Source organism: Microbulbifer agarilyticus, from assembly GCF_019800665.1.
Taxonomy (GTDB): Bacteria; Pseudomonadota; Gammaproteobacteria; order Pseudomonadales; family Cellvibrionaceae; genus Microbulbifer; species Microbulbifer agarilyticus_C.
This window is the reverse complement of sequence record NZ_JAHVKO010000003.1, coordinates 427419-451669: the sequence shown is the minus strand read 5'-3', so window position 1 is coordinate 451669 and position 24251 is coordinate 427419. Positions and strand designations below refer to the sequence as shown.

Annotated in this window: 22 protein-coding genes; 6 read left to right on the top strand and 16 right to left on the bottom strand. The window is 58.2% G+C overall.

The features are described 5' to 3' along the window. From KUV22_RS07615 to KUV22_RS07590, 6 genes are all read left to right on the top strand, one after another. Window positions 1-1488: a monovalent cation/H+ antiporter subunit D family protein gene (locus KUV22_RS07615; protein ID WP_222229876.1), complete on the top strand. Its 1488-nt coding sequence runs from the start codon at window positions 1-3 to the stop codon at window positions 1486-1488. After that, window positions 1485-2963, top strand: coding sequence for a proton-conducting transporter transmembrane domain-containing protein (locus tag KUV22_RS07610; RefSeq protein ID WP_222229874.1), 1479 nt, complete (start codon window positions 1485-1487; stop codon window positions 2961-2963). Before KUV22_RS07615 ends, KUV22_RS07610 begins: the two co-directional genes overlap by 4 nt. Before the next feature lies 1 nt (window position 2964). Further along, window positions 2965-3312: a hypothetical protein gene (locus tag KUV22_RS07605; RefSeq protein WP_222229872.1), complete on the top strand. Its 348-nt coding sequence runs from the start codon at window positions 2965-2967 to the stop codon at window positions 3310-3312. Further along, a complete protein-coding gene (locus tag KUV22_RS07600) occupies window positions 3305-5020 on the top strand; it encodes a Na(+)/H(+) antiporter subunit D (protein WP_222229870.1) in 1716 nt (571 codons plus the stop codon). Before KUV22_RS07605 ends, KUV22_RS07600 begins: the two co-directional genes overlap by 8 nt. A 198-nt stretch (window positions 5021-5218) precedes the next feature. Continuing rightward, on the top strand, window positions 5219-7150 hold the full coding sequence (gene dxs / locus KUV22_RS07595) for a 1-deoxy-D-xylulose-5-phosphate synthase (protein WP_222229868.1): 1932 nt from the start codon (window positions 5219-5221) through the stop codon (window positions 7148-7150). Window positions 7151-7656: 506 nt separating this feature from the next. Then, window positions 7657-9447 carry a DUF885 domain-containing protein gene (locus tag KUV22_RS07590; RefSeq protein ID WP_222229866.1) on the top strand — a complete coding sequence of 597 codons (1791 nt, stop codon included), beginning with the start codon at window positions 7657-7659 and terminating at the stop codon, window positions 9445-9447. 66 nt (window positions 9448-9513) lie between these two features. Here KUV22_RS07590 and rsgA read toward each other — a convergent pair whose 3' ends face one another. The 16 genes from rsgA to KUV22_RS07510 form a co-directional block, all read right to left on the bottom strand. Continuing rightward, the gene (gene rsgA, locus KUV22_RS07585; RefSeq protein WP_222229864.1) at window positions 9514-10641 is read right to left on the bottom strand and encodes a ribosome small subunit-dependent GTPase A; all 1128 of its coding nucleotides are present in this window, start codon (window positions 10639-10641) and stop codon (window positions 9514-9516) included. Between the two features lie 639 nt (window positions 10642-11280). Then, the gene (gene ribA / locus KUV22_RS07580; RefSeq protein WP_222229862.1) at window positions 11281-11889 is read right to left on the bottom strand and encodes a GTP cyclohydrolase II; all 609 of its coding nucleotides are present in this window, start codon (window positions 11887-11889) and stop codon (window positions 11281-11283) included. A gap of 31 nt (window positions 11890-11920) precedes the next feature. Continuing rightward, window positions 11921-12562, bottom strand: a complete 642-nt coding sequence (locus KUV22_RS07575; protein ID WP_222229860.1) for a retropepsin-like aspartic protease family protein — start codon at window positions 12560-12562, stop codon at window positions 11921-11923. Between the two features lie 12 nt (window positions 12563-12574). Further along, window positions 12575-13099 (bottom strand): phosphatidylglycerophosphatase A family protein, encoded by a 525-nt coding sequence (locus tag KUV22_RS07570; protein ID WP_222229859.1) that lies wholly within the window; start codon window positions 13097-13099, stop codon window positions 12575-12577. A 21-nt stretch (window positions 13100-13120) separates the two neighbouring features. Next, window positions 13121-14101 (bottom strand): thiamine-phosphate kinase, encoded by a 981-nt coding sequence (gene thiL / locus KUV22_RS07565; protein ID WP_222229858.1) that lies wholly within the window; start codon window positions 14099-14101, stop codon window positions 13121-13123. A 7-nt stretch (window positions 14102-14108) separates the two neighbouring features. Next, the gene (gene nusB / locus KUV22_RS07560) at window positions 14109-14549 is read right to left on the bottom strand and encodes a transcription antitermination factor NusB (RefSeq protein WP_222229857.1); all 441 of its coding nucleotides are present in this window, start codon (window positions 14547-14549) and stop codon (window positions 14109-14111) included. Window positions 14550-14565: 16 nt separating this feature from the next. Beyond that, a complete protein-coding gene (gene ribH, locus KUV22_RS07555; RefSeq protein ID WP_010131707.1) occupies window positions 14566-15036 on the bottom strand; it encodes a 6,7-dimethyl-8-ribityllumazine synthase in 471 nt (156 codons plus the stop codon). 114 nt (window positions 15037-15150) lie between these two features. Further along, the gene (gene ribBA / locus KUV22_RS07550) at window positions 15151-16266 is read right to left on the bottom strand and encodes a bifunctional 3,4-dihydroxy-2-butanone-4-phosphate synthase/GTP cyclohydrolase II (RefSeq protein ID WP_077400609.1); all 1116 of its coding nucleotides are present in this window, start codon (window positions 16264-16266) and stop codon (window positions 15151-15153) included. A 58-nt stretch (window positions 16267-16324) separates the two neighbouring features. Continuing rightward, the gene (locus KUV22_RS07545; RefSeq protein WP_222229856.1) at window positions 16325-16987 is read right to left on the bottom strand and encodes a riboflavin synthase; all 663 of its coding nucleotides are present in this window, start codon (window positions 16985-16987) and stop codon (window positions 16325-16327) included. 43 nt (window positions 16988-17030) lie between these two features. Then, window positions 17031-18164, bottom strand: a complete 1134-nt coding sequence (ribD, locus tag KUV22_RS07540; RefSeq protein WP_222229855.1) for a bifunctional diaminohydroxyphosphoribosylaminopyrimidine deaminase/5-amino-6-(5-phosphoribosylamino)uracil reductase RibD — start codon at window positions 18162-18164, stop codon at window positions 17031-17033. Beyond that, a complete protein-coding gene (gene nrdR / locus KUV22_RS07535; RefSeq protein ID WP_010131713.1) occupies window positions 18164-18643 on the bottom strand; it encodes a transcriptional regulator NrdR in 480 nt (159 codons plus the stop codon). Before nrdR ends, ribD begins: the two co-directional genes overlap by 1 nt. Window positions 18644-18778: 135 nt before the next feature. Next, a complete protein-coding gene (locus KUV22_RS07530) occupies window positions 18779-19237 on the bottom strand; it encodes a Fur family transcriptional regulator (RefSeq protein ID WP_222229854.1) in 459 nt (152 codons plus the stop codon). Window positions 19238-19348: 111 nt separating this feature from the next. After that, window positions 19349-20446: an extracellular solute-binding protein gene (locus KUV22_RS07525; RefSeq protein WP_222229853.1), complete on the bottom strand. Its 1098-nt coding sequence runs from the start codon at window positions 20444-20446 to the stop codon at window positions 19349-19351. 354 nt (window positions 20447-20800) lie between these two features. Further along, window positions 20801-22066 carry a serine hydroxymethyltransferase gene (gene glyA / locus KUV22_RS07520; protein ID WP_222229851.1) on the bottom strand — a complete coding sequence of 422 codons (1266 nt, stop codon included), beginning with the start codon at window positions 22064-22066 and terminating at the stop codon, window positions 20801-20803. 233 nt (window positions 22067-22299) lie between these two features. Further along, window positions 22300-23082: a heme ABC transporter ATP-binding protein gene (locus KUV22_RS07515; protein ID WP_222229849.1), complete on the bottom strand. Its 783-nt coding sequence runs from the start codon at window positions 23080-23082 to the stop codon at window positions 22300-22302. A gap of 15 nt (window positions 23083-23097) precedes the next feature. Continuing rightward, complete coding sequence (locus tag KUV22_RS07510) at window positions 23098-24165, bottom strand: FecCD family ABC transporter permease (RefSeq protein ID WP_222229847.1); 1068 nt, start codon at window positions 24163-24165, stop codon at window positions 23098-23100. Window positions 24166-24251 lie beyond the last annotated feature (86 nt).

Below are 24251 nucleotides of genomic sequence, written 5' to 3'. Positions count from 1 at the left end.
ATGCTGGCACATCTTCCTATTTTGCAGGTAATCCTGCCGCTAATGGCGGCACCGTCTTGCCTGCTGATTCGCAAGGCCACACTGGTGTGGCTGTTTACCCTGGCCGTCAGTGTTGCGGCGCTGGTGGTAAGCGTGTTGCTGCTGCAACAGGTGTATGCCACTGGCCCGATCACCTATGAGCTGGGCGGCTGGAAAGCCCCCTGGGGAATCGAATACCGCATTGACCTGTTGAATGCCTGGGTGTTGTTTATTGTCACCGCGCTCAGCAGTGTGGTGTTGAGTGCAGCCCACACCAGTGTGCAAAAGGAACTCGAGCCCACCAAGCAGACCGTCTTTTACGCACTGTACCTGCTATGTTTTGCCGGCCTGCTCGGCATTGTGGCTACCGGCGATGCATTTAACGTATTCGTTTTCCTGGAAATTTCTTCCCTGTCTACCTACGCGCTAATCGCGCTGGGCAAAGACCGGCGCGCATTGTGGGCGGCATTCCAGTATCTGATCATGGGTACCATCGGGGCCACCTTTATCCTGATCGGTATCGGCTTCCTGTACATGATGACCGGCACCCTGAATATGGCGGATCTGGCTGCACGTATTCCGCCACTCAGTGAGTCCACCACGGTGCTCGCCGCCTTTGCATTTATTTTTGTAGGTATCTGCCTGAAGCTGGCGCTGTTCCCGCTGCACCTGTGGCTGCCGAACGCCTACAGCTGTGCACCATCCATTGTTACCGCGTTTCTCGCCGCAACCGCCACCAAGGTCGCGCTTTACCTGTTACTGCGCTTTACCTTTACCGTGTTCGGGGTGGACTTTTCACTGTCGCACCTGCCGCTGGATACCCTGCTGATTGGGCTCGGCCTGGTGGGCGTGTTTGCCGCGTCGATCGTTGCCATCTATCAGGCCAACATCAAACGCATGCTGGCGTTCTCCAGCGTGGCCCAGATCGGCTACATGGTTGTGGGTATCGGCATCGGTACCGCCACCGCGCTGCAGGCCACACTGTTACACCTGTTCAATCATGCATTGATGAAAGGTGGACTGTTTTTGGCACTGGCGGGGCTGGTCTATCAACTGGGCGGCTGTCGCATTGAACACTTCCGCGGCCTTGGCCGCACCATGCCCTGGACTATGGCCGCCATCGTGGTCGGTGGTATCAGCCTGATCGGCATGCCATTAACCGTAGGTTTTGTCAGCAAGTGGTACCTGATTGCCGCAGCCATCGAACAGCAGTTCTGGGGAGTGGCGGTACTGGTGATACTCGGCTCGCTCCTGGCGGTGGCCTATATCTGGAAACTGGTGGAAGCGGCCTATTTTCAGGCTCCCGAAATTAATGACGGTGCGACGGCGAAACGGGAAGCGCCCCTGGGCATTCTGCTCCCTGCCTGGCTATTGATCGCGGCAAATATCTATTTCGGCATCGACACCCGCCTGCCGGTTGAAGTGAGTGCGGCAGCCTCACAATTCCTGCTGGGAGGTGGCGCGCAATGAATACATCCAACCTGCTGCAACTGACCCTGCTTATTCCGGTACTGGCACTGGTGGGCATTCAACTCACCGCCCGCTGGGAAAATGTGCGTGAAGCGATTTCATTAATTGCCGCAAGCACCCTGTTTTTCACCGTTACCCAGTTGTATCAGCCCATGCTGGACGGCCAGGTAATTGCCGCCTACTGGCTGGATGTTCTGCCGGGGCTGGCGCTGTCATTCCGGGTGGAGCCACTCGGCCTGATGTTCGCGTTGGTGGCGAGTTTCCTGTGGATCATCACCACCCTCTATGCCATTGGTTATATGCGTGGGCACGGTGAAAAAAATCAGGCACGTTTTTTCAGCCTATTTGCGGTTTCCATCGGCGCGGTGATGGGTATCGCCTTCGCGGAAAACCTGTTCACCCTGTTTATTTTTTATGAAGTACTGACCCTGTGCACCTATCCGCTGGTCACCCATGCGGGCACCGACAAGGCTCGTGCCGGGGGGCGTGTTTACCTGGGTATCTTGCTGGGCACCTCGGTGGGCTTTTTCCTGCTGGCGATCATCGCCACCTGGTTGCTGGCCGGTACCCTTTCGTTCACCGAGGGTGGTGTTTTCTCACCCGGCACCTCGCTTACGCTGCTATCCGTACTGCTAGTGCTGTTTGTGTTCGGTGTCGGCAAGGCGGCCATCATGCCGTTCCATCGCTGGCTGCCCGCGGCCATGGTGGCGCCGACCCCGGTAAGTGCGCTGCTGCACGCAGTGGCCGTGGTAAAAGCCGGTGTGTTTGTACTGCTTAAAATCTGCCTGCTGATTTTTGGGATTGACACGCTCAAGACGATCCCCGCTACCGAATGGTTGCTGTATCTGGCTGGCGTTTCCATCCTGCTCGCGTCGATCATTGCCCTGCGCCAGCAGAACCTGAAAAAGCGCCTGGCCTATTCCACCGTGAGCCAGCTGGGTTACATCACCCTGGGCGCTCTGCTCGCTACCAGTGCGGGGATGACCGGCAGTGCGCTGCATATCGTGATGCACGCCTTCGGCAAGATCACTCTGTTCTTCTGCGCGGGCGCGATTCTGGTGGCGGCACACAAAACCGAAGTGCACCAGCTGCGCGGACTGGGTCGGCAAATGCCGGTAACCATGACCGCGTTCTTGGTAGCCAGCCTGTGCATTATCGGCATTCCGCCCACCGGCGGTACCTGGAGCAAGTGGTATCTGATGCTGGGGACTTTTGAAGCGCAGCAATGGATTCTGATGGGGCTACTGATGATCAGCTCGCTGCTCAGTATCGCTTATTTGTTGCCAATCCCGCTGCGTGCATTTTTCTCCCGTGGTGACCAGGAAGTAACTGGCGACCCTGATGCAGCCGCAACCAGCGCCATCAAGGAGGCTCCGCTGCCCTCCCTGATCGCCCTTGGTATCACTGCGGCGGGCTGTATTTACTTGCTGCTGTTCCCCGATGCGTTCTATCAGCTAATCAAAGCCGGAATCTGATATGAGTGGTGAAAAACAGGATTTCTTCGACAATCCAAACAACATCCACAATATGTTGCGGGTGTTCTACGTTATCTGTGCCCTGCTGTTTGCGGCGGATTTTGTCGTGCATCGCCACACAGAGTTCCGCTTTGAGGGCCTGCCCGGCTTCTATCCCATCTACGGCTTTGTCGGCTGTGTGATTCTGGTATTTGCAGCGAAATGGATGCGTACCTTCCTGATGCGCCCGGAAGACTATTACGACAAGCGGGAACTGACCGACCTCAACAACGATGACAGTGATGGCATTGATGCGTTATCGCATGAAGACACCAACACCTCTGTGAGCGGAGGGCATCAGCGTGTTTGAAGTTGCCCCGTTTATTCCGTTCTTTATCGCTGCTGCGCTCGGGCTGTTTCTGCGCGGCTGGATGCGCGCGGTGCTGTTTATCGCGGTACCTGTAGTTGGCCTCGCCAATTTGTGGCTGCTGGGCGCCGGCGGTGCAGCTATTGAGTTTGGGCACTACGCCATTCTCGATTTCAATTTACTGCTGTTCAAAGCCGATAAGCTGAGCCTGCTATTTGGTTACCTCTTCCATATTGCCGCACTTATCTCGGTAATCTATGCCCTGCATGTGCGCGACACCCTGCAACAGGTGGCCAGCATGCTTTATGCCGGCAGTGCCCTCGGAGCCGTGTTTGCCGGCGACCTGCTGACCCTGTTTATTTTCTGGGAACTGCTGGCGCTGACCTCGGTATTCCTGGTGTGGGCGCGCCGCAGCGGCCGCGCCTATGTAGCGGGGCTGCGCTACTTCACCCTGCACATCCTCTCCGGGTTGCTGCTACTCGGCGGAATCATCTTTTACGGCCAGACTCATGGCACCCTAGAGTTCGGTCAGATCGGGCTCGATGGCAACGTCCTCGACAACCCGGCGAGCTGGATGATCTTCCTCGCGTTCGGCATCAAGTGCGCCTTCCCGTTTTTCCACAACTGGCTTACCGACGCCTACCCCGAATCCACCCCCACCGGCACCGTATTCCTGAGCGCGTTCACCACCAAGGTGGCGGTGTATGCACTGGCCCGCGCCTATCCTGGCACCGAGCTGCTGGTGTACATCGGCGCCACCATGGCCTGCTTCCCGATTTTCTATGCGGTGATCGAAAACGACCTGCGCCGGGTACTGGCCTACAGCCTGATCAACCAGCTGGGCTTTATGGTGGTGGGCATTGGTATCGGCACCTCGCTCGCGATCAATGGCGCCGTGGCCCACGCGTTTAACGATGTGATCTTCAAGGGCCTGTTGTTTATGTCCATGGGTGCGGTGCTGCATGTCACCGGCAAGATCAACGGCTCGGAACTGGGCGGCCTCTACAAGAAGATGCCCAAAACCACGGTGCTGTGCATCATCGGTGCTGCCTCCATCTCGGCCTTCCCTCTGTTCAGCGGTTTCGTCAGCAAGTCCATGGTGATGAGTGCGGCGATCAAGAACGGCTACGACTGGGTTTGGCTGATCCTGCTGTTCGCCTCTGCGGGCGTGTTCCACCACGCGGGTATCAAGATCCCCTACTTCGCCTTCTTCGCTCACGACGCCAAGCTGCCGGCACGCGAACCGCCGGTGAACATGTTGATTGCCATGAGCATTGCGGCGGCGCTGTGCCTGGTCATCGGTATTTACCCACAGGCGCTGTATAGCCTGCTGCCTTACGAGATTTCGTATACCCCCTACGACGTCACCCATGTACTGACCCAGCTACAGCTGCTGTTCTTCTCCGCACTCGCATTCGTGTGGCTGAACCTGCGCCACCTTTACCCACCGGAGCTGCCCTCGGTGAACCTGGACGTGGAGTGGATTTACCGCCGGCTGGTACCGGACGCCCTGCGCGGTTTGTTCAACCGTCTGTTTGCGCTGGACAACCGCCTGCGCAGCGCCGCGGTTGGCGGCGTAGCGCGCCTGGTGGAAGGCGTTGCCAGCCACCACCGCGCCGACGGCATCATGGCCCGCAACTGGCTCACCGGTAGCATGGTGGCCGGTGTGGTGCTGTTACTGGGCATCTACCTGATACTGGGGTGGCTTTAACGAGATGGAAGGGGCTATCGGGCGCTGCGGGACAACGGGTTGAGCATTGACCGGGGAGCCGTGCGCCGCGCAGGATGCAATCTCCCCGCGAGGGGCATACAATTCCCTTCTTATATCAGTTGCAATTGATACCTTAGGCCGCCGATTCGACTTCGCGTAAGCGTACGGCGCCTGGGGCTGCCCGATTCAGGACCCTTGATGTTCGACGAGATCCCCCGCCAGCGCCCGCAGACTCCGCTGCTCGACCAGATTGACGAGCCAGCCCAGTTGCGCGCCCTGTCGGAAAAACAACTGCCAGAATTGGCAACCGAATTACGTGAATACCTGCTCTACTGCGTAGGCCAGACTGGCGGCCACTTTGGCGCAGGTCTGGGCGTGGTCGAGCTCACCGTCGCCCTGCACTACATCTACAACACCCCGGAAGACCGTGTGGTGTGGGATGTGGGCCATCAGACTTATCCACACAAGATTCTTACCGGCCGCCGCGAGCAGATGCTGAGCATGCGCCAGCAGGGCGGCCTGTCCGGCTTCCCCAAGCGCAGCGAAAGCCCTTACGACACCTTCGGCGTCGGCCACTCCAGCACCTCCATCAGTGCCGCACTGGGTATGGCGCTGGGCTCCCCGGATGAGCGCAAGGTTGTCGCCGTGATTGGCGATGGCGCCATGACCGCGGGTATGGCATTTGAAGCGCTGAACCACGCCGCACACACCGGCAAAGACATGCTTGTGGTGCTGAATGACAACCGCATGTCGATCTCCAAGAACGTGGGCGGCCTCGCCACCTACTTCGCGCGTATTCTCGCCAGTAAGACGTACCTGAACATGCGCGAGGGAAGCCGCAAGATCCTGTCGGCTATCCCCAAGGCATGGCAGCTGGCACGCCGTACCGAAGAGCACGTAAAAGGCATGATTACGCCCGGCACGCTGTTTGAAGAGCTGGGCTTTAACTATGTGGGCCCGCTGGACGGCCACAATATGCAGGACCTGGTGCACACCCTGCGTAACCTGCGCAATCAACCAGGGCCGCAACTGCTGCACGTAGTCACCACCAAGGGCAAGGGCTTTGGCCCCGCGGAAGAAGACCCGGTGGGTTACCACGCGCTGAACAAGCTGGAACCGGAGCCCAAGGTGCAGGTCGCGGTATCGCCCGAAGCGGCGGCAACCGCGAAGAAGAAAGGACCCAAGTACCAGGACATCTTCGGTCAGTGGCTGTGTGATATGGCCGAGCAGGACGACAAGCTGGTGGCTATCACCCCGGCTATGTGTGAAGGCTCCGGCATGGTGGAATTTGCCGAGCGCTTCCCGGAGCGCTACCACGATGTGGCCATCGCCGAGCAACATGCCGTGACCCTGGCCGCCGGTCTCGCCTGTGAAGAGCAGAAGCCGGTGGTGGCGATCTACTCGACCTTCCTGCAGCGCGGTTACGACCAGATGGTGCACGACGTGGCGATCCAGGATCTGGACGTGACCTTTGCCATCGATCGCGCCGGCCTCGTCGGTGAGGACGGCCCGACCCACGCTGGCAGCTTCGACCTGACGTTTATGCGCTGCCTGCCGAACCTGGTCATTGCAGCGCCGTCCGACGAGAACGAGTGCCGCCAGCTGCTCTACACCGCTTATCTGCACAATGGCCCATCCGCCGTGCGCTACCCGCGCGGTACTGGCCCCGGCATCGAGATTGAAAAAGACATGACCGCTCTGCCTGTTGGCAAAGGGCGCGTTGTTCAGGAAGGCAGCAATGTGGCCATCCTGAGTTTCGGTACATTGTTGGCGCCGGCCCGTGAAGCGGCAGAAAAACTCGGCGCGACCCTGGTAGATATGCGCTGGGTGAAACCGCTGGACGAGGAGTTGATCGACCGACTGGCGGACAGCCACGATTTGCTGGTCACGCTGGAAGAAAACACCATCGCTGGTGGTGCCGGCAGTGCGGTATCGGAGTACCTGAATCAGCGCATCATCCCGGTACCGCTTCTGCAACTGGGCTTGCCCGATAAAATTATTGAGCACGGTAAGCACCCGAAACTGCTCAAAGAAATTGGTCTCGACGCCAAAGGCATCGAAGAACAAATTCGCGAACGCCAGAGCCAAATGCATCGGGCGCAGTCCAACGGACAAGCTGCTGCGATTTAAAAGTTACAACAACATTAATCGCTAACGAAGCAAAGAACTTCAAAACGAAGGCCGAGGGTCGGGTACGGATTTTCAGGATCGTCGCAAACAGGATGTTTGCGCCGAAGCGCCCACGGATGGGTTTAAGGGGGGCGCCTAGCCCGGTCCTGAAAATCCGTACCTGATACTCGGCCGCCACTGCATGTCGAGCAAAGCTCCCATGAAGAGCTTCGGACACGACCGCAGTGGCACCGGGCCACAGGGCAACTCTTTTCGGAACCGCTGTACATACATCCCTGTAAGCTGCGTCGGCGACGTCCCTGTCGCCGACGCTTCCGAAAAGAGTTGCCCTGCATCCCGTCTTAACTTCTTATATTTTCGCGCTGTAGCTACCGCGTGGAACACGTCAAAGACAATAAGAGACAGGCAGTACAATGTCCTTAAGCCAAGCAGTCAAAAATATCTTAAAGCCTAAGTTCGTCGCACTATCCGCTGCCATCATACTTGCCAGCACAAACTCGCAAGCAATGGAGAAGCGCGACTTCGACAAAGCCATGAAGGCGCTGCCGAAAACTGGCGCCAGCGAAAAGCTGAGCGCGCTGCAGGACCTGCGGTACCGCTGGATCATGGAAAGCTATCCAGAGAATGCGACCTACCAGGGCTACCCCGGCGTGGAGCGCGACTGGACCGATCAATCCCTCAAGAGTATTGAGCGCCGCAAGGGCCAGACGCGCAAGCTGTTGGCTACCAGTCGCCAGCTAAACGAAGACAAGCTCAGCGATAGCGAAAAGCTCGACTATCAGCTGCTGTACCAAGACCTGTTGTTAGAGGTGCGCGGCTACCAGTTCCCCGAGCATCTGCTGCCGATCAATCATATGAGTGGCATCCAGCGCAGTGTGCCAGCAGTCTTGAATGCAATGCCCAAGCGCACCGCTGCGGACTATGAAAATATTCTCGCACGACTCGACAAACTGCCGGGCTTGATCGAACAGACCAAGATCTTGATGGAGCTTGGCCTGAAGCAGAAGCTCACGCCACCGCAAATCACCCTGCGTGATCTACCCGGCCAGATTCGCGCACTGATTCCGCAAGATCCGGCACGGAGCCCACTGCTCAAGGCATTTAATAACATGCCTGCGAGCATTGCCGAGGCGCGCAAGAATAGACTGCGTGCACGGGCACATAATATTTACCGCAAGTCACTGGTGCCAAACTGGCAGCGACTCGCCGAATTTATGGAACGGGAATACATCCCGCAGGCGAGCACCGAAACGGCCTTCACCAAAAACGCCGACGGTATCCGCTGGTACGCGCACAAGGTGCGTAAGCAGACCACCACGGACCTGAGCCCGGAAGAGATCCACCAGATCGGTCTCAACGAGGTGCGCCGCATTCGCGCACAGATGGATGCGATTATTGAAAAGACCGGCTTTGACGGTGACTTCAAGGCGTTCACCGATTTCCTGCGCAACGACCCGCAGTTCTATCACGCAACCCGTGAAGATCTGCTGAAGCAATATCGGGATATCGCCAAGCGCATTGATGGTGAAATCCCCGTGCTGTTCCGCACGCTGCCAAGATTGCCCTACGGTATTAAACGGATTCCGGAGTACTCGGAGAAATCCCAGACCACCGCCTATTACCAGCCGGGCTCGATGGAAACCGGGCGCGCCGGGGTATTCTTCGCCAATACCTACAACCTGAAAAGCCGTCCCATCTGGGAAATGGAAGCGCTGACCGTGCACGAGGCCGTCCCCGGGCACCACCTGCAAATTGCACTGGCGCAGGAACAGCAGGATATTCACCCGCTGCGTCGCACCAAGATGTACACCGGTTATGTGGAAGGCTGGGGACTCTACTCCGAAAGTCTCGGCTATGACCTGGGCCTGTATCAAGACCCTTACAGTGAGTTCGGTGCGCTGACCTACGATATGTGGCGCGCAGTGCGCCTGGTAGTCGATACCGGTATGCATCAGCTGGGTTGGAGCCGCGACGAAGCCATTCGCTACTTCATGGATAACAGTGCCAAGCCCGAGCATGATGTGGTGGTGGAAATCGATCGCTACCTTGTATGGCCGGGACAGGCGCTTGCCTACAAGGTGGGACAGCTGAAGATTCTGGAAATCCGCGCACGCTCGGAAGAAGCCCTCGGCAACAACTTTGATATTCGCCAGTTCCACGACGCGCTGTTGGGCGCCGGTGCACTGCCGCTCAATTTACTTGAGGCGCGTATGAATCGCTGGATCGAATCTCAGGGGGGCAGCCTGAGTCAGGCCGCGCCTGCGGATGATTCGGCGGGGCAGGCAGCACTCAACTAATTTCTCAGACAAAAAAAGGGCCACAAACGCGGCCCTTTTTTTGTGTGGCTGAATTCGGTTGCAACCTCATGTGCGGTTTTTATTCGCACGCGCATGGTTCTGCACCGAGCGATACAGCTGACTCAACGAGCGGTCAGCCGCCCTCGACTCCGCCAGCGTTTTGCTATTGCGCGCCACTTCCCTTTCCAGCTTGCGCCAGTTGTGCAGGCGGCGCGCATCCAGTTCACCGGCCTCGATCGCTCGCTGCACCGCACAGCCCGGCTCAGATTCGTGAGCGCAGTCCGCGAAACGACACATATCCGACAGCGCAGTGATGTCCGCAAAGGTTTCCTCCAGCCCCTCACGGATATCCGCGAGCGCCAGCTCGCGCATACCCGGGCTGTCCAGAATCAGACCGCCATCCACAATCGGGTAAAGCGCACGATGACGAGTGGTATGGCGCCCCTTGCTGTCGTCTTCACGAATGCCGGCAGTTACCGCCAATTCGGTTCCCGCAAGGCTGTTCAGCAGAGTGGACTTGCCCACCCCGGAGGAACCGAGCAAAGCCAGAGTCTCGCCACTCCGACAATACTCCCGCAGCGGCGCAACACTTGCGCTATCCAAAGCATTTATCAACTCCACAGGCAGGTCGCCATGCCCCTTGAGCGCATCGTGGAACCGATCATGGTTCTCATCCAGATCCGCCTTGGTCAGCACCAGACAGGCGCGACAACCCGCTTCCTTCACTAGTGCCAGATAGCGCTCTACCCGCGAAAGGTTAAAGTCCTGGTTACAGGAGGAAACGATCAGTACGTTATCCACATTGGCCGCAATCAGCTGAACCTGCTTGGCACCCGGTGCCATGCGCTTGAACAGACTACTGCGCTCCAGCCGGCGTACAGGCTTGCGGCTGTCGCGTGCCAGCAGCAGCCAGTCGCCAACCGTGGGACGCTCTGCCGCATCTTCAAACAGTGCGCCACTGACCAATACGGTCTCCTCTCCCGACTCGCCGGATACTTCGATCTGGCTGCGATGTACCGCCATCACCTTCACCGGCTGGCAGTCGTTTAGCTCGTCGAGACTCAGCTGCTGCTGAAAAAAGGGCTTCCAACCCAGCTGCTGGAGTGGGGATACGCTAATTGCAGGTGTTGTTGCGCCAGCTGCAGAGGCGCCACGCCGAAATGTTGGGCGACGTGAAATCAGGGATTTACTCAATGTCCTAAACCCTCAGTGGTGCCCGTCACATCACCCTTCCTCACTCTGAGAAAGGCTGCGGGCACGTATGATTTGGCCGCAGAACACAATGTCTGGGCACGATCAGTTGGGGTTTCGATGGAATAAACGAAACCCGACAATAGGAACTTGCCGGGCAGAAGGACTGGAAACGGAAATATCAGTCGCAGCTGGTCCGGCGGAAATTGGATACACTCATGAACCATTCTCCACTGGTGAAATTTCGTACAACCTAACAGGCCTTGGAAGTAACTGCAACAGCCGCGGACAAGTGAGCCTTGTTTACCCGCCAAAAACGTAATGCCGGCGCCAGAAATATTTTCCTAGCCACAGAACGAACGAAAGCCGGCAAAAGCCGGCTTTCTATATCGTAGCGCTGACGGTACATCACCTTTCTCGACCTTCAGCGATCAGATAACTACGAGTATAGACACCTTTGGTGATCCCGCAGTCCTTAGGTGCTTCGCTTGCTCTTCCTGAGCTTTGCGCGGGATCAGTATCTTGCTCGCCTATAGATTGGCGTTTTCCCGTTTCCTTAACATGACGTTTTTATGAAAGGTTTGTGACAACGAAAACCGCTCGCAGTCACCTGCTTCCATCTGGCAAAGTCCGCGCGAGCGATCACTTGTCAGGGTTTTCATCGCCGTCAAACAGGTGCCCCAATTTGCCCTTCTTAGTGGAGAGGTAATTGACGTTGTGCGGGTTACGCCCGGACTGGTGGGGAAGCCGCTCGGCCACATCTACGCCGAGATCCTGCAGCGCTTTTACTTTGCGCGGGTTGTTTGTCATCAGGCGTATCGACTTGATGCCCAGGTGATCAATCATCGGCTTCAGGATCGAGTAATCCCGCATATCCGCACCGAAGCCGAGCTGCTCATTCGCTTCAACGGTGTCGGCGCCCGCATCCTGCAGATGGTAGGCACGAATCTTATTCAACAAACCAATGCCGCGACCTTCCTGACGCAGGTAAAACACCGCACCCCGCCCCTCGGTGGCAATGCGATGCAATGCATACTGCAACTGCGCACCGCAGTCGCAGCGCAGCGAGAAAAGCGCATCACCGGTCAGGCACTCGGAGTGGATACGAGCCAGCACCGGTGCATCTGTGTCGAGATCTCCCATGCTCAGAACAACGTGTTCCTTGCCGTTCTCCACTTCCTCGAAACCGTGCATCTCAAACATGCCCCAAGACGTTGGCAGTTTGGAAGACTCCACATAGCGAATGGTCAAGCTGATACCTCGCGATCCATCAAAATCGTCATCAATTGCGCGCGCGCAGCAGTAACAGTCCACCCTGCTGCTGTATATCCACGCGACTCAAAAAACTGTTGCCCAGCAGTGTCACGCTGGGAAAATCGCTACCCAGTACGGTAGCGTCCACGTTGTGTACAGTGATGCCACCAATGGTGACGCTCGCCAGTTGCAGCCTGTATGCTTTTTCCACGCCGCTGGCGGTAGAAACCGTCATGGGCTTTGCCCGCGACAGGTCCAGCCCCAGGCTTTTTGCCGTGGGGTAATTAAACGCAATGCTTGTGGCACCGGTATCCACCATCACATTCACACGACGCCCATTAATCCATGCCGTGGTGCTGTAATGACCGCGGCTGTCCGGATTAAGGCGCACTTCGGCCCGCTGGGCCTCGGCATAGTTTGCCGCTACCGGCGCTGCCAGAGTCAGCTTCTGCTCCCGCCCATCAATACGCACCAGCGCGTACTCACTGGTTACCGACACCAGTGTCACCCCCTCTGGTGAGGTTTTACCGGATTTCAGCAGGCGCTGTTTGCCGTTCACCTCAAACATGGCGCTGGTGCCGAAAATCGCCTGCAAACGCACATCCTGTGCGCCGGCAATGGCTGGCACTAACAGCGTGACAGCGAGTATGAATAAACCGCGCAGCTTCATGGGCATCCCGCCTCAGAGTGTGTGAATCAAATAAGCCGTGCCCTGCAACACCAGCGCGGCGTAAATTCCTGCCAGTATATCGTCCAGCATGATCCCCAAGCCACCGTGCACACGGCGGTCGGCCCAGCCGATGGGTGGCGGCTTGGCGATATCGAAAATTCTAAACAGCACAAATCCGTACAGGGCCCACAGCCAGCCCGCCGGGGCCATGAACATGGTGAGCCAGTAGCCGACAAATTCGTCCCACACGATACCGCCGTGGTCGTGCACGCCGAGCTTCTTGGACGCGGCGCCACACAGGTAGCAACCTACGACAAAGGTGATAACAAGCACCGCCAGATAGGCCAGCGGCGATAGAAACTGCAGGCCGTACCAGAGGGGAACCGCGGCAAGGGTCCCGAAAGTCCCGGGCGCCTTTTTGGCGAGGCCGGAACCAAACCCAAACGCGAGAAACAGCACCGGGCTGCGCAGGAGCTCAGCCATGGTGGGCGTGGGCTTCGGTGTAGGGGGCGGTGTTGTCGTCGAATTGGTGCTCATACTTTTGTTATTCTCCACCGCTTAAAAGTGTTGGAAACTGGTGCCGCTGGGCTGCCAGTCCACGCCATGCAATCGACAACGCACGCCGCTTTCCGTATTCATACGGCCGATGGCAGTAATCGGCAGCTGCAGTGCACCCAGTGCACGCAAATGCTGCTCGGGAACAGTAAAGCAGAGCTGGTAGTCATCTCCGCCGGTAAGCGCGGTTTGCAGGGCGCGCTCGCCTTTTACACTCTGCGCCAATGGCGCTATCGGCAAACGCTCCAGATCCAGCTCGGCGCCGAGACCACTGGCCTCACAGATATGCCCGAGATCCCCGAGCAAGCCGTCTGAAATATCCAGTGCGGCACTGGCGTATTTGCCAATGGCTCGGGCCACCGCGAATTGCGGCTCCGGGAAATAATAGGCCGCCTCGGTTTGCTGTTGCTGTTCGGGACTGCCTTCGATATCACCCAGCACAATGGGCAATGCGGCGGCGCCGGCACCCAGCGTGTTGGAAACAAAAATGTGATCGCCAGCACTCGCGCCATCGCGCCGCAGTGGCACGTCACAGGCACCGGTGACCTGAATGGTGATCGACAGCGGCCCCTTGGTTGTGTCGCCACCAATCAGCGTTATTCCATACGCGTGTGCCGTCTCCGCAAGTCCGCGTGCGAACGGCTCTAACCAATCCGGGTTACTCTCGGGTAACGTCAGCGCAAGCGTAAACCACAGGGGTTCCGCGTTCATCCCAGCGAGATCCGAAAGATTGACGCGCAGCGCGCGGCTGGCGATACGGAAGGGATCGGCGCTTGCAGGAAAGTGCACATCCGCCACCAGGGTATCCACACTGGTGGCGAGAATTTTACCGGTGGGGGGATTCAGCAGCGCGCAGTCGTCGCCAATACCCAACACCACACTCTGGTTTGCATAACCCTGAGCGCCAGAATTGGGCTGGCCCTCGGTTTGAAAGCGGGAGGAAAAGTACTCCCGAATCAGTTCAAATTCACCGGGGCCGGGCATGCGCAATTTAGCCCTTATCGGCCTTTACTTCGACACTGCGCTCTTTCGCTGCAACCTTGTCGAGAATGCCGTTAATAAACTTGAACGCATCGGTAGGGCCGAACTTTTTCGCCAGGGCAACGGCTTCGTTGATCACGACCTTGTAGGGAACGTCGATACGGTTTTTCAGCTCGAAGGTGGACATGCGCAGCAGCGCGCGCGACACCGGGTCGAGCTCTTCCACGTCTCGGTCCAGGTATTCGGTATAGATACCTTCAACCTCGTCGAGATTCTTCGCTACGCCGTGCAGCAACTCGTGAAAGTACGGCACGTCGGTTTTGCTCATATCGTTGTCGGTACGAAACTCGGCTTCGATAGCATTCAAATTGGAGCCAGCCATTTGCCACTGATACAGGGCCTGCATGGCGTAATGGCGAGCCTTGCGGCGGGCAGATGCGGTTACGGTCATTTCAATTCAGTCCGGTTTAGATTTTGCCCAGCAGGGAAACCATTTCGAGGGCGGTTTCCGCGGCTTCACAGCCTTTGTTGCCGGCTTTGGTGCCGGAGCGTTCGATGGCCTGCTCGATGGAGTCTACGGTGAGGACACCGAAGGTCACAGGAATGCCGGTGTCCATGGATACCTGGGCAAGGCCTTTGGTACATTCGCCAGCTACGTATTCGAAGTGCGGGGTACCGCCGCGGATCACTGCACCCAGTGCAATGACGGCGTCAAACTTTTTGCTCTGGGCAATTTTTTGCGCGGCCAGCGGGAATTCGAAAGCACCTGGGGCGTAGTAAATGGTGATATCTTCTTCTTTAATGCCTTTGCGACGCAGGGTGTCCAGCGCGCCGTCTTTCAGGCTCTCTACAACGAAGCTGTTCCAGCGGCTCACCAGCAGCGCATACTTTCCGGTGCTACCTACGAAATCCCCTTCAATAACTTTGATCTTGCTCATGGTCTCTTTCCATTTTTTGCTAGTTCACTGCATGCCCTGTTAGCACTTAGGGTCTATCGCAGTGGCGGCGTGGCACCACGCCTTCGATTTCTACTTCGTTTGCTTTGCGAAGCGTTAAATTTCTTCCGCGTTCAGATATTCTTCAACTTCCAGATCGAAACCGGAAATTGCGCTGAACTTGAACGGCGCACTCATCAAACGCATTTTGCGCACTTTCAGATCGCGCAGAATTTGCGAGCCGGTACCTACCTGCTTGTACACCAGATCCTGACTCGGGCGCTGTTGCTTGCCGCTGATCAGCCAGTCGATGCTCTCTTCAATTTCATCGGTGGTTTCGTTGTGGCAAATCACCACCACGACACCCTTGCCCTCTTCCTTGACCTTTTTCAGCGCACTGCGGAAAGTCCACGGTTCGTACTTTTCGTCGCCGCGGCGCAGGCTGAATACGTCGCGCAGAGTGCTGGCGACGTGTACCCGCACCAGGGTCGGTTCTTCCGGATTGAAGTCACCGAGGCTGAAAGCGAAGTGGCGTTCGCGGCGCGCTTTGTCGAGATAGGTGCGCAGTTTGAATTCACCGAACTCGGTGTGTACACGACGCTCGTTCACGCACTCAACGGTTTTTTCATTGAGGGCGCGGTAGTTAATCAGGTCGGCGATAGTGCCGATCTTGAGGTTGTGCTGCTTGGCGAACTTTTCCAGGTCCGGGCGACGGGCCATGGTGCCGTCTTCGTTCATGATCTCGACGATGGCGGCGGCGGGCTCGAAGCCGGCCAGGCGAGCCAGGTCACAGCCGGCTTCGGTGTGGCCGGCGCGGCTCAGTACGCCGCCGGGCTGGGCCTTGATCGGGAAGATGTGGCCAGGCTGCACGATATCGGACGGCTTGGCGTTGCGGGCAACGGCCGCGCGAATAGTGCGCGCGCGGTCGGCGGCGGAGATACCGGTGGTAACGCCTTCGGCAGCTTCGATAGAGACGGTGAAGTTGGTGCTGAACTGAGCGCCATTGTCGCGGGACATCAGCGGCAGGTCGAGCTGCTCACAACGGTCGCCGGTCAAGGTCAGGCAGATCAGGCCGCGGGCGTGGGTGGCCATAAAGTTGACGTCTTCCGGGCGCACCTGTTCGGCGGCGATGACGAGGTCACCCTCGTTCTCGCGATCTTCGTCGTCCATCAGGATAACCATTTTGCCCTGACGGATATCGTCGATCAGTTCTTCAACGCTATTCAGTTCCATAACTCTCTCAATATTGTCGTCGGTGCCTTTGGGACCCGTACGTTTATGTCTTTTCGCTTCAGGCCTTGTAAAAACCGTGCTGGGCAAGGAATTCCATGGTCAGACCGTCGCTCTTCGGCTCGGCCGCGGCATCCCCCAAGAGTAGCCGTTCCAGGTAGCGCGCAATCAGGTCGACCTCCAGGTTCACCTTGGTACCCGCCTGATAACCGCCAATCACCGTTTCCGCGATGGTGTGTGGCACGATGGTGAGTTCGAATTCCGCGCCATCCACCGCGTTTACGGTGAGGCTAGTGCCATCGATGGTGATTGAGCCCTTGTGAGCAATGTATTTGGCCAGCTCTGCCGGTGCGCGCAGGCGGAACTGCTCGGCGCGGGCAGCGGGCTTGCGCCAGACTACTTCACCAATACCGTCAACGTGGCCGCTCACCATATGCCCACCGAGGCGGGTCTGTGGCGTGAGCGCCTTTTCCAGGTTCACTTTGTCACCGAGCGTCCAGTCCTGCAGGGTGGCGACGGCGAGGGTTTCTGCGGACACATCGGCCCAGTAGCCATCGCCAGGCAGGTCGACCACGGTCAGGCAAACACCATTGGTGGCGATACTGTCGCCCAGTTTGACGTCAGACAGGTCAAGCTTGCCGGTCTTTACGCGCAGGCGCAGGTCCCCGTCCTTCGGCTGAAGGGCAACGATCTCACCTACGGCTTCAACGATTCCAGTAAACAATTCAGTTACCTTTTAACTACCTGTTGCTAACCCAAACCGGCGGTTAGCGCTCGATATCGGTGGTCGCGGTAATCCGCCAGTCGTGGCCAACCGCCCGCATATCGGTAATGGTGATGGGCAGCATGGAGCCCATACGCTCGATTGGCAGCTCAAACAGCGGCCGGGCGCTGGAGCCAAGTATCTTGGGCGCCATGTAGACGATGATCTCGTCCACATGGCCCTGGTACATAAAGGCGCCAGAGAGGGTCGCGCCACTCTCGACCAGCACCTCATTGCACTCGCGTCGGGCGAGCTCTTGCAACAATTCACCCAGATGCACACGGCCTTCCTTATCGGCAGGCAGCACCAGTACCTCGGCACCGGCCTTCTCCAGGCGCGCGCGGCGCTCGGGGTCCGCAGCATCGGTTGTGACCACCAATGTGGGGGCATCCCCCTGCAAAATAAAGGCCTTGGCGGGGGTACGCAGCTGGCTATCGACGATGACCCGCAACGGCTGCTTCTCTGCGGAAGCTGCGGCCAGCTCCGCCGGCAGCGCCATCTCTTCCGGGCGCACATTCATATTCGGGTTGTCGTAACGCACCGTATCCACGCCGGTGACCACCGCACAGCTGCGCGCACGCAGCGCCTGCACATCCGCTCGCGCCGCCGGTCCGGTGACCCATTTGGACTCGCCACTGGCCATGGCGGTGCGGCCGTCGATGCTCATGGCAGATTTGCTGCGCACCAGCGGCAATCCGAGGGTCATGCGCTTGATGAACCCGGGGTTCAGTGCCCGGCAGGATTCTTCCAGCAATGGGCCTTCCACTTCAATGCCCGCATCGCGCAGTTTTTGTAACCCGTTGCCACTGACACTGGGGTTGGGGTCTTCCATACCGAACACCACCTTGGCCACGCCAGCGGCGATCAGGGCATCGGCGCAGGGGCCGGTTTTACCGGTATGACTGCAGGGTTCCAGGGTGACGTAGGCGATTTTGCCGCGCGCCCGCTCTCCGGCATCCCGCAGGGCTTCGATTTCCGCATGGGGCTCACCGGCCCGCTTGTGCCAGCCCTCACCGACAATATTGCCGTCTGCATCCGCGATGACACAGCCCACACGGGGGTTGGGCATGGTGGTGTAGAGGCCGCGCTCCGCCAATTGAACCGCGCGGGCCATCAACTCTCTGGGGCTAAAGGCCATTACTTGACCTCCCCTGGTGATTTCTCGTGGGGCGTGTTCAGGCGTTCAATCTCATCACTGAAATCGCTGACATCCTCGAAACGGCGGTATACCGAGGCAAACCGTACGAAAGCCACCTGATCCAACTCACGCAGCTGCTCCATCACCAGCTCGCCGATATGCCGCGCGGGCAGCTCGCGCTCGCCGGTGGCCTGCAGGGAGTGCTTGATCTGGGCGACCGCAGCTTCCACTCGCTCGGTGCTTACCGGGCGCTTTTCTACCGCGCGCTGGATACCGGCACGCAACTTGTCTTCATTGAAGGGCTCGCGATGGCCGTTTTGCTTCACTACCCGAGGCAGAAGCAGTTCGGCAGTCTCAAAGGTGGTGAAGCGCTCGTGGCACTGCAGGCACTCACGACGGCGGCGTACCTGGTCGCCATCGGCAACCAGGCGGGAATCTACGACTTTGGTTTCATCTGCGCTGCAGAAGGGACAGTGCATGGGGAGAGGGCCCTCGAAAAAGTGGGCCGCAGTTTAACACATAAGTGCTATTTCCCCGCTATTCGGGCCCAACGAGGGGCATGTGCAGGGCCGAATTCTGGGTAAAGAAATCTACGGGGGCAGAGATAGGTTCGGCTAGGCGGCGCACCGATCGCAGAGACAGGGCAGCTCCAGCGCCGGGCTCAACAATTGCCACCCCGCGTCAGCGGCGCCCTTGCGCAGGGTCTTTACCACCTCGCCTTTAACCGCAATTTCTTTCACCGCACCACAGCCTTCACAAATCAAAAACTGCGGAGTCTCGTGCTCATGGTGGCAGGCGATATGTGAGCAGGCGACAAATTTGTTGGCGGAAACTAGCTTGTGCGCCAGGGCATTCTCTACCAGAAAATCCAGCATCCGGTAGACGGACATTCCCTGGATGGTCTCGCCGGTTTCTTCCCGGTAGAGGTCGACGATTTCGTAGGCGGAAAGCGGAGCGGGCGACTTCAGCAGCAACCTCAGGATACTCTGGCGCTTTTCGGTAAAACGCACGCCATTTTCACTGCAGCGCTCGCTGGCACGCTGCATGACCTTATTAACCTGAGTCAGCTTCATTCGAGGCTCCATTCTGCAAGGCAGACGATTCTAGCACCTCTGACATTCGGTCTAAAATCGCCTCCTCGCTCATAGCCACGCAAAACTGCCCATCGAGCCTGTGGCCCTCAATTAGAGGTTTTCGCGCTCGATAATACGCTGCCAAAGCTTGTGGCGCAGAGTAAGCACGCGGGACTTAGTAGCCGCCGGAATCCAGGTACGCTCCAACTCCTGCGGGCGTGGGTACACTGCCGGATTGCTCAGCAATGCCGGGTCTACCAGATCCTGAGCAGCCAAGTTCGCATTGGCATACTGGGTTTCGTTACTGATATTGGCGATGACACTGGGCTGCATCAGGTAATTGAGAAGCTGGTAAGCAGCGTCAACATTGGCCGCATCCGACGGCATGGCAACTACATCGATCCACAGCGGGAAGCCCTCTTTCGGCATCACATAGCGAATATCAAAGTCCTTACCCGCTTCTTCCGCCATCTGCTGGGCCACAAGAACATCACCACTCCAAGCGTGGGCAATGCAGCGCTCACCACTGGCCAGATCTTCCACATATTCGCCGGAATCGAAATCGGTGATGTGCAAACGCACCTTGGACAGCAGGTTGGCCACCATGTACTGGTGGGCAATGCTCATGGAGTTGGGGTCTTTCTCCAGGTACTTGAGCGCAACATCGAAGATCTCTTCCGGTGAGCGCATCAGGGTTGCATTACAGTGGTCGAGCTTACTGAGATTTTCCGGGTCAAACAGCAGGTCCCAGCTATCTTCCGGCAGGGTGCCACCGAAAGCCTTCTCTACTGCCTGCACGTTATAGCCGATACCCACGGTGCCCCACAGGTAAGGCATCGCGTATTCATTGCTCGGGTCAAACAGGGACAGGCGCTGCATAAATTTGGGGTCGTTTTGCGACCAATTGTCGATACGATCGCGGTCTAATTTCTGCAGCTGGCCGGAGGCAATATATTTGGGAAGGTTATCCGAACCCGGAACGATCACATCAAAGCGGCGGCCTTGGTTTAACCAAACCTCTTCGAGCTCTTCGATATCGTCGAATTCAAAATAATGCACCTTGATGCCGGTAGCCGCCTCAAAATCGGCAATAGTGTCTTCGGCGATCGATTCCGACCAGTTGGCAAAGTGCAACTCGCGCGCCTGGGCAGCCAGGCTGAAGGCAAAAACGGCGGTCAGGGTGACCAACAAATTGGATACTGGACGCATGCTTTACTCTCGCTCCGCAGCCGTGCTGCGCGGTGGCTTCAGCGCTTTGCCGCGGCACTCCCGCCACACGTGCAAAGCCTCGAATCCTGAAACCGCTCGGACCCGAAAGTAGCGGCCGCTTGCGCAGACCGTTAATCAGCAACACTTCCCTGATGCCGCCAAAACACTAAGCAAATACTGCGCCGAAGGGCGCCAAAATACAGACCCGAAGTTCACTTCGGCTTTAGAGGGCGCGTATTAAAACAGAATCAGTAGTCTGTTTTATAGCCCAAGGAGACAATTTTTTAATCTGATTGCGATACAAAGAAAAAAGGCCCCTTAAAAGGAGCCTTTTTGATACGAAACTGCTGGATATCAGCCTTTGTAAACTGGGAACTTCGCGCAAATATTGAGCACCTTCGCCTTCACATCGGCAATGGTTGCATCCGCATCGCCCTTCTCCAGCGCGTCCAGCACATCACAGATCCAGTTGGTGAGCTGCTTGGTCTCTTCCACACCGAAACCGCGCGTGGTGATGGCCGGGGTGCCGACACGCAGACCACTGGTGATGAACGGGGAGCGCGGGTCGTTCGGTACCGCGTTCTTGTTTACAGTAATGTTGGCGTTGCCCAAGGCTTCGTCCGCATCCTTACCGGTGTACTCCTTGCCGATCAGGTCCACCAGCATCAGGTGGTCGTCGGTACCGCCGGAAACGATGTTGATACCGCGATCGAGGAAGGTCTCTGCCATCGCGCGCGCGTTTTCAACAACCTTCTGCTGGTAGTCCTTGTACTCGGGGCTCATGGCTTCCTTGAAGGAAACCGCTTTGGCCGCGATCACGTGCATCAGAGGGCCACCCTGGCCGCCCGGGAATACCGCGCTGTTCAGCTTCTTCTCGATCTCTTCATTGGCCTTGGCAATGATGATGCCGCCACGCGGACCGCGCAGGGTTTTGTGGGTGGTGGAGGTCACCACGTCTGCGTGAGGAACCGGAGACGGGTACACGCCCGCGGCAACCAGACCGGCTACGTGCGCCATGTCGACCATCAGGTAGGCGCCTACCTTGTCGGCGATTTCGCGGAAACGTGCCCAGTCCATGATACGGCTGTAGGCGGAGAAGCCGGCAACGATCATCTTCGGCTTGTGCTCGAGCGCCAGGCGCTCAACTTCGTCGTAGTCCACTTCACCGGTTTCGGCGTTCAGGCCGTACTGCACCGCGTTGTAGATCTTGCCGGAGAAGTTAACTTTGGCGCCGTGGGTCAGGTGGCCACCGTGGGCCAGGCTCATACCCAGTACGGTGTCACCCGGGGCACACAGTGCCTGGTATACCGCGGCGTTCGCCTGGGAGCCAGAGTGCGGCTGCACGTTGGCGTAGTCGGCACCGAACAACTCTTTAGCGCGCTCAATAGCCAGGGCTTCTACCTTGTCGACGTACTCACAGCCACCGTAGTAGCGCTTGCCCGGATAACCTTCGGCGTACTTGTTGGTCAACTTGGTACCCTGAGCTTCCATCACCTGCGGGCTGGTGTAGTTCTCCGAGGCGATCAGCTCGATGTGCTCTTCCTGGCGGCGGTCTTCGTCCTGGATGGCAGACCACACATCCGGGTCGTATGAAGAAAGGGTGACTGATTTATCAAACATGGTATTCCCTCGGATGATAAGGCGCGAATCGCGCAAGCATAATCTCGACAAGGGCAAATACCGACCCGTTTTGACCGGCCCGCCCCCAGAAAGCGGCGCATTGTACACCAAGGGAGGCACTGCGGCGCAAAGGGTGCACATGAAACAATTTCAATTCAGGGCACAGTTTTGCTCAAGCAGCCATAAAGAGGGCTAATGCAGCATCCTCTAAAGCCCAGACTGTGCTTTTGGCGCTATAGCAGCGCGCTGTACCCGGCCACATCCACCAGCTGGCCACGGTAGCCGTATACCTGCTCGATCAGTGCCGGTTGCAGTAGGTTAGCGGGAGTGCCATCGGCCTGGATACGGCCGCGCGCCAGCATCACCATGCGATCGGCGTAGCGGGCGGCGAGGTTGAGGTCGTGGAGTACTGCGATCACCGCGGTCTTCTCGTCGGCCACTTCCCGGGCCAGCGTCAGCACTTCGTGCTGGTGCTTGAGATCGAGGGCGGAGGTGGGTTCATCCAGCAGCAGGATCTTTTCATCGTTGGGGTCGGCGAGGCTGAGCTGCGACAGCACGCGGGCCAGCTGCACCCGCTGCTTCTCGCCGCCAGACAGACTGGGAAACAGGCGGTCGCGCAGATGCCACACGTCGGCGCACTGCATATAGTGCTGGATGCGGGTTTCCTGCTCGGCCCGCGACAGGCTGCCAGGCCCCAAGCCAAGCTGCACGACTTCGCGACAGGTAAACGCAAAATTCAGATTGGAGTGCTGCGCCAGCAAACCGTAGCGGCGAGCCAAGGCACGGCGCGCCTTTTGCGAGCGGTACCAGTCCGTCTGAGGACGGCCGAGCAGCTGAATGTGCCCGGCGTAATCCAGTTCCCCGCTGATTGCGCGTAACAGTGACGTCTTGCCACAGCCATTGGGGCCAAGCAGCGCGGTCACTTCGCCGCACTGAAAGCTCAGGGAGATATGTTCCAGCAGCGGCGATTCCGCGCGCGGGTAACGAATCGAAAGATCAGAGATTTCTAATAACACGGTGATTCCTCCCCCTTAAAAGATCTGGCGACGCTGCTGCCACAGCAGGAACAGGAAGAAAGGCGCACCGATAATGGCGGTGAGGATTCCCACCGGTAATTCAGCCGGCGCAAACACACTGCGTGCAATGGTATCTGCCACAGTCAGCAACAAGCCGCCGAGCAGTGCGCTGTAGGGAATCAGAAAGCGGTGGTCCGGCCCACGCAGCAGGCGCACGATATGCGGAACTACTAAGCCGACAAACCCGATAATCCCGGATACCGAGACCACGGCGCCCACGGCGATGCCATTTAGCACAATGATCTGGCGCTTCAGGCCGAGCACATCCACCCCCAGGTGGCGGGCTTCAGACTCCCCCAGCAACAGGGCGTTGAGGTCGCCAGCTCGAAGCCAAAGCAGGGCGCTACTGGCGATAAAGATACATCCGGTAACCAGCACCGAGGTCCAGGTGGCCCCCGCCAGTGAGCCCAGCTGCCACATGGTCATGTCTCGCAGCGCAGTATCGGTCGCCACGTAGGCGAACATACCAAGCACAGCCCCAGCCAGGGCAGAAACCGCAATACCGGCGAGCAGCATCATTACCACCGAGCGCCCGCGGTCACCCAGGACATACACCAGCCAAGTAGCCAGGATCGCACCCGCGCTGGCAAAAGCCGGTAACAGGAACCACTGCACCTGCTCAAACAAAGTGCCCATCCAAGCACCGAGAGTACCGGCGAGCACACTACCAAATACCAGCACAGTGCCCGCGCCCACCGCGGCGCCAGAAGAAACTCCGATAATGCCGGGCTCCGCCAGCGGGTTGCGGAACATGCCCTGCAACACCGCACCACACATGCCCAGAGTGCCGCCCACGATCAGACCCAGCAGCAATCTCGGCAGACGGATTTCACCGAGTACCAGGGCGTACTGATCCGGCACATCCAGTTCCAGAGCACCCGGCCAGCTCCAGTGCAGCAATCCTGCTACCACGTCTTGCCAGGTAATATGCATAGCACCCACCGCCAGAGAGAGGCCACTCCCCAGCAACAGCAGTGCGATCAGCACTGGCAGCAGGCTTTTATCACTCAGGCGAAACTCCACAGGACGGATACCTCAATTCGATCATCTTCGCGCACACGGGCGCTGCCCGATGCACCGCCACTATACCTTCTATCAAGCCTGCCATC